At 44.6% G+C, this 6,213-nt stretch carries 5 protein-coding genes; 1 reads left to right on the top strand and 4 read right to left on the bottom strand.

All coding sequences use genetic code 11. The features are described from left to right. Positions 1-523: 523 nt before the first annotated feature. The 4 genes from fre to trxA all read right to left on the bottom strand — a co-directional run bounded on the left by fre (position 524) and on the right by trxA (position 4,791). Positions 524-1,237: an NAD(P)H-flavin reductase gene (fre, locus tag M9194_RS16005; protein WP_250613690.1), complete on the bottom strand. Its 714-nt coding sequence runs from the start codon at positions 1,235-1,237 to the stop codon at positions 524-526. Positions 1,238-1,377: 140 nt separating this feature from the next. Next, complete coding sequence (gene ubiD / locus M9194_RS16000) at positions 1,378-2,844, bottom strand: 4-hydroxy-3-polyprenylbenzoate decarboxylase (protein ID WP_250613689.1); 1,467 nt, start codon at positions 2,842-2,844, stop codon at positions 1,378-1,380. A 160-nt stretch (positions 2,845-3,004) separates the two neighbouring features. Next, a complete protein-coding gene (rho, locus tag M9194_RS15995) occupies positions 3,005-4,264 on the bottom strand; it encodes a transcription termination factor Rho (RefSeq protein WP_250613688.1) in 1,260 nt (419 codons plus the stop codon). 200 nt (positions 4,265-4,464) lie between these two features. Beyond that, positions 4,465-4,791, bottom strand: coding sequence for a thioredoxin TrxA (trxA, locus tag M9194_RS15990; protein ID WP_250613687.1), 327 nt, complete (start codon positions 4,789-4,791; stop codon positions 4,465-4,467). A gap of 111 nt (positions 4,792-4,902) precedes the next feature. Here trxA and rhlB point away from each other — a divergent pair, with 111 nt between their 5' ends. Then, positions 4,903-6,207: an ATP-dependent RNA helicase RhlB gene (gene rhlB / locus M9194_RS15985; RefSeq protein WP_250613686.1), complete on the top strand. Its 1,305-nt coding sequence runs from the start codon at positions 4,903-4,905 to the stop codon at positions 6,205-6,207. Positions 6,208-6,213 lie beyond the last annotated feature (6 nt).

Raw genomic sequence — 6,213 nt, 5'->3', positions numbered from 1 at the left:
CAATAAAGGGAGGCTCAATGAATACTGAACATTACATAAGTAATGTTTGAATTGACTGTGCTCTTATTGGTTTTCACTTTTGAAAAAGTGAAACAAAACAGCTCAAGGCTGCTTCCCAATTCGAATGGTCACTTCGTTTCATTGAAACCATTTTGCTTCCTAAGAAGCTAGTTGATTACCATCAACGAGTGCCCACACAGATTGATAGGTTTATATTGTTAAAGAGCGTGCTTTGAAGTTCATCTCAAAGCGGACGGCCATTCTAGCGAGTTAAGTGTCAGTGTCAACCACTTTTATTATCAAAAATAACATTTCGATAATGGTAGAAGACTGATTCCTCAATGCTTTCACCGCCTACTGACCTCTCGCCGCCCTGAGGGCTTTGCCGTGTCAACGGAGGCGCATTATAGGGAGATTAAAAAGAAGCGCAAGCCCTTTTTTGATTTATTTTGTGAAATTAGAGCGTTTGATGGTAATTGCATCGAGATGGCCATTTTTCTATCAATTTGTGCTCACATTAAGACTATATAAAAGCAAACGCGTCTGCGTACATACAATCACTATTCGCTTGTTTGTTTTGAGTGAACATTTCTCTGGCAGCACCTGCCATTTCAAATCTCCCTGCAATATAGATGTCATATCCCGCCAGCGTGTCAAAGTCCTCACAAATCGCTTGCAACACATTACCCACTTTACCAGCCCACTGAGCATCCTTTTCTTCAATCACAGGAATAAAGTGCACATTGCTGTGTGCTTCAGCGATGTTGTGCAACTCTTCTATCGCATAGAGCTGTTTTTGATTTTTAGCGCCCCAGTATAAGTAAATCGGGTTACTCTTATTTTGGCTAATGCAGTGATCGAGTATCGATCTCACATAACTAAACCCTGTGCCGCCAGCAATAAGCAGCAGTGGATGATCGCTATTTTCCCGAATCCAGGCCTCGCCGTGGGGCGCATCAACAATTACATCGCCATTGTCTATCTGCGCGCGTTTCATCTTCTCAACCACTTCTATCGCATAGTGATTATGCTCAAAAGCGCCAATATGAAGCTCAAGCTCTCCTTGATGTCGACATGGACTGCTTGCAATGGAAAATGGTCGCTTATCCTTTTCGCCCATTTCTACCATCAAATATTGTCCAGCTTTAAACTCAACTGGAGATTCTGGGTGCAGCAATATTTGAAACGTATTACAAGCCAACTGCTGAATAGACTTTACTTTACACTTAATAGACATCTTCTTCCTCGGGCTTACTGCTCAGTAAGCTATGGCCAAGACTTCCTTGGAATATCACTGGCCCTCTATCTGTATTACTTTTCTTATTCAATGTTACCAATAAAAGCGATAATTTTGGCGTCAGCGCACTGACGCCTGAACTATACAATATTGAGCTCTTGCCAAATTTTATCAACCTTTGCCACTACCTCAGGATCTTTCTTGATAGGGATACCCCACTCTCTTTGCGTTTCTCCCTGCCATTTATTGGTGGCGTCTAACCCCATTTTAGAGCCTAGACCAACAACTGGCGATGCAAAGTCCAATGAGTCAATCGGAGTATTCTCTATCATTACCGTATCTCGAGCCGGATCCATTCTGGTGGTGATGGCCCATATTACGTCGTTCCAATCTCGAGCATTGACATCGTCATCGCAAACAATAACAAACTTGGTATACATAAATTGGCGTAGGAAAGACCATACTCCCATCATCACACGCTTAGCATGTCCTGGGTATTGCTTTTTCATCGTCACCACTGCCATACGATACGAACAGCCTTCTGGGGGAAGATAAAAATCGATAATTTCTGGAAACTGCTTTTGCAGGATAGGTACAAGCACTTCGTTGAGTGCAACTCCTAACACGGCAGGCTCATCGGGTGGCCTTCCAGTATAGGTGCTGTGATAAATAGGGTCCTTACGCATTGTAATGTGCGTTATGGTAAAGACATGGTGCTTTTCTTTCTCGTTGTAATACCCCGTATGGTCGCCATATGGACCTTCGTCGGCGTATTCATCTGGATCAATGTAGCCTTCCATTACTATTTCTGCACTGGCTGGCACCTCAAGCTCATTGCTAACTGACTTCACCACTTCCGTCTTGCTACCACGTAATAGCCCAGCAAATGCGTACTCTGATAATGTATCCGGTACAGGCGTTACCGCGCCTAATATAGTGGCGGGATCGGCACCAAAGGCAACAGAAACGGGAAATGGCTCACCTGGATTGGATTCCATCCAGTCTTTCATGTCCAGCGCACCACCTCGATGCGCTAGCCAACGCATAATGACTTTGTTCTTACTCAGCTTTTGTTGACGATAAATACCCAGGTTTTGCCGTTTCTTATTCGGCCCCTTTGTAACCGTCAGCCCCCAAGTCAAAAGTGGCGCGATATCATCGGCCCAACAACTCATCACTGGTATCTTATCGAGATCAACTTCATCACCTTGCCAGACTATGTCTTGGCATGGCGCTTTGCGCAGCCGCTTAGCAGGCATGTTCAGCACTTGTTTGAACACTGGTAATTTATCGATAGCGTCCTTAAAACCTTTTGGCGGTTCAGGCTCTTTTAGGTAGGCGAGCAACTTGCCCACTTCACGCAATTCGAGAACATCTTCTCTGCCCATACCCAAAGCGACACGTTCTGCGGTACCAAATAGGTTGGTTAGAACCGGTATATCATAGCCAATGGGGTTTTCGAACAGTAGCGCCGGGCCATTAGCTCGTAACGTACGATCACTGATCTCCGTCATCTCATAATGAGGGTCGATGGGGTGTGAAATACGTTTGAGTTGACCTTTTTTTTCCAATTGGTCAATAAAATCTCGTAGATCTTTAAAACTCATAGGTCTTTATTTCAATATCAAAACTGCGCGCAGTATAACAAAATCTGTACTGCCAGTGAGCGTTTTACTGTGAGTCGGATTGAATAACCCACTTCTCCAAAACAAAAAAACGCCATCTTGCATCAAGATGGCGTTGTAAAGCTTCATTGCTTATCGCTAATTATTGGCGACGCATTGCATCGAAAAACTCATCGTTAGTTTTGGTCATCGCGAGTTTGTCGATTAAGAATTCCATGGCGTCGATCTCTCCCATCGGGTGAACAATCTTGCGTAGAATCCACATTTTTTGCAGCTCATCCGTTTTGGTTAGCAATTCTTCGCGACGAGTGCCAGAACGATTGAAATCAATAGCAGGGAATACTCGTTTCTCGGCAATCTTACGGTTCAGGTGCAGTTCCATGTTACCTGTACCTTTAAACTCTTCGTAGATCACTTCATCCATCTTAGAGCCCGTGTCAACCAGAGCGGTTGCGATGATGGTTAAGCTGCCACCTTCTTCGACATTTCGAGCTGCACCAAAGAAACGTTTTGGGCGATGCAGTGCATTGGCATCTACACCACCAGTCAGCACCTTACCGGAAGAAGGCACAACCGTGTTGTAAGCGCGAGCAAGACGAGTAATAGAATCAAGCAATATCACGACATCTTTCTTATGCTCAACCAAACGTTTCGCTTTTTCAATCACCATTTCTGCCACTTGTACGTGGCGTGAGGCTGGTTCATCAAAGGTTGAAGCTACTACTTCGCCTTTTACTAGGCGCTGCATTTCGGTCACTTCTTCTGGACGCTCATCAATCAGCAGAACCATCAGCTCACACTCTGGGTGATTGTGCGCAATGCTTTGAGCAATGTTTTGCAAAAGCATTGTTTTACCTGCTTTTGGCGGCGCCACAATCAGTCCACGCTGACCTTTACCAATTGGAGAAGCAAGATCCAATACGCGTGCGGTAATGTCTTCTGTAGAACCATTACCACGCTCCATCACCATTCTTTCATTGGCATGCAAAGGCGTCAGGTTTTCAAATAGGATCTTGTTACGTGCGTTATCTGGTCTGTCATCGTTAACCGTGTTGACTTTTAGTAACGCGAAATAGCGTTCGCCATCTTTTGGTGGGCGAATCTTGCCAGCGATGGAATCACCAGTACGCAAGTTAAAGCGGCGGATTTGGCTAGGCGATACATAGATATCATCCGGCCCAGCTAAATAAGAGCTGTCCGCACTACGTAAAAACCCAAAACCATCTTGAAGAATCTCTAAAACACCGTCGCCGAAAATGTCTTCTCCACTTTTGGCATGTGCTTTTAAAATGGAAAATATGATGTCTTGTTTTCTTAAGCGAGCTAGGTTTTCTAAGCCTAGGCTTTCTCCAAGTTTGACAAGATCGGATACAGCTCTGTTCTTCAGTTCTGTTAGATTCATGGTGGTGGATGCTTGTTTAGTCAAAATAAGATCTGTTGGTTAAGTTAAGATGAATTTGGTCTATGGATTGACCAAGAAGTGAACGCTTGTTTATTTAACGTGCGATAAACTATCACTAATTTACAGACTAGTCTAGGTTTAGTTGTTCTTCAAAAATAAAACCGTGCAATTTGATCTGCACGGCTTTACTGGTAAGTGGATTAAAGATTAGCGTCCAAAAACTCTTTGAGTTGAGTTTTAGATAGAGCGCCAACTTTAGTCGCTGCTACTTCACCGTCTTTAAACAGAAGTAACGTTGGGATACCACGAATACCGTATTTTGGTGGGGTTTCTGCATTTTGATCGATATTAAGTTTGCCGATAGTCAGTTGACCTTCGTACTCATCAGCAATTTCGTCCAAAATAGGTGCAATCATTTTGCAAGGGCCACACCACTCCGCCCAGAAATCAACAAGAACAGGGCCTGCAGCGTTGATTACATCGCTTTCAAAACCAGCATCAGTTAGCTGCAAAATCTTTTCGCTCATCTTCGACTCCAAAGTATTTTCTTGGTCTAGCTATATTATAAGCAGTAATTAGATGCCCTATTGGAATGTATTTACTTTCGTATTGCAAGCTTAAGCTGATATTCTATAGAGATGAAAAAGACGCATATCACAGAGCAAAAGTTCGCTGATTTGGGATTGAACGCCCAAGTTGTTGAAGGTTTGGAAAAAAGTGGGTTCGAATATTGTACCCCAATCCAAGCCCTAGCGTTGCCGGTACTGCTCGCCGGCCAAGACATTGCAGGCCAAGCCCAAACCGGGACAGGTAAAACGCTCGCGTTTCTCACTGCAACCTTCAATCATTTGCTAAATAATGCCAAGGATGACAACAAAAGTAGCCAACCACGCGCCATTATTATGGCCCCAACTCGAGAGCTGGCGATTCAAATCCATAAAGATGCGCTGCCACTCGTTGAAAGCACAGGTATAAAAACCGCACTGGCCTACGGCGGTGAAAGCTATGATAAGCAACTTGCCAAGCTTGAAGGCGGCGTCGATGTGCTCATTGGCACTACAGGGCGTATTATCGACTTTTACAAACAGCGCGTTTTCAATCTCAATCACATTGAAGCCGTGGTGTTAGATGAAGCCGATCGAATGTTTGATTTGGGCTTTATCAAAGACATTCGTTTCTTGTTTAGACGCATGCCTGAGCCTAAAGAGCGCTTGAACATGCTATTTTCTGCTACTTTGTCGTATCGAGTGCAAGAGCTGGCCTTTGAGCATATGCACAACCCAGAACATATCGTAGTTGAACCTGAGCAAAAAACCGGGCACCGGATTCAAGAAGAGCTATTCTACCCATCTAACCAACACAAAATGGCATTACTGCAAACGCTTATTGAAGAAGAATGGCCAGATCGAGCGATTGTGTTTGCCAACACAAAGCAAAAGTGTGAACTCATTTGGGGCCACCTCGCCGCCGATAAGTTACGTGTTGGTCTACTGACCGGTGATGTTCCGCAGAAAAAACGCGAGAAAATTCTCGAACAGTTCACCCGTGGTGAAGTCGATATTCTGGTTGCTACCGACGTCGCTGCACGTGGATTACACATTCCACAAGTAACGCATGTCTTTAACTACGATCTTCCCGACGATTGTGAAGATTACGTACACCGCATTGGTCGAACTGGTCGCGCTGGCGCAAGTGGTCACTCAATTAGCTTTGCTTGCGAGGAGTACGCCATCAACCTTCCCGCAATTGAAGAATACATCGAACATACCATCCCAGTCTCTGACTATGACGCATCAGCCTTGATTGAAGATTTGCCAGCGCCAATTCGCATGCGCTCTCGCAACTCTCAATCGCGCCGGACCAATACTGGCGGGACTCGTTCAGGAAACAAAAAGTCCAATAACCGTCGGCCACGTCAACCTAGGCCAAACAAGGAAGCATAATTGACC

Origin of the sequence: Vibrio sinus, assembly GCF_023634645.1 — a bacterium.
Classification (GTDB): Bacteria; Pseudomonadota; Gammaproteobacteria; order Enterobacterales; family Vibrionaceae; genus Vibrio; species Vibrio sinus.
The sequence above is the reverse complement of the archived record's forward strand: the minus strand, read 5'-3'. Positions and strand labels throughout refer to the sequence as shown.